This window comes from Photorhabdus tasmaniensis, assembly GCF_011189505.1.
GTDB lineage: Bacteria > Pseudomonadota > Gammaproteobacteria > Enterobacterales > Enterobacteriaceae > Photorhabdus > Photorhabdus tasmaniensis.
On record NZ_PUJU01000242.1, the window covers coordinates 1 to 331 of the forward strand.

Annotated in this window: 1 protein-coding gene; it reads right to left on the reverse strand. The window is 56.5% G+C overall.

Annotation, left to right across the window (positions count from 1 at the left end; genetic code table 11):
• Nucleotides 1-331, reverse strand: a 331-nt coding sequence (locus C5471_RS23755) for a two-partner secretion domain-containing protein (RefSeq protein ID WP_166296735.1), incomplete at both ends; no start/stop codon positions are given.

The window sequence follows — 331 nt, forward strand, 5'->3', positions numbered from 1 at the left end:
GATTGCAAGGTCACTGTCGATTGCGACAGGAGTTTGCCCTGATTGTCTATCTTTGCGGTACTGGTTAACTGCAACGCGTCACGGCTGCTGAGGGTGCCGAGGTTCTCTATCCGACCATCGGCGGTGATATGGACCTCCCCGGCAGACGCGCCGATATTACCGGCATTATGCACCCCCACCCCTGCTTCAGTGCCTATCAGCCTGATTTTATGGGCATACATGCCGCCCAGTGCCGCCACATCCAACGCAAACGCCGGGGGCTTATTATCAGCCGATTTTTTTTCAATTTGCCGGTGCGCAGCATCCACCCGATTGCGTCCGGTGGTCACGT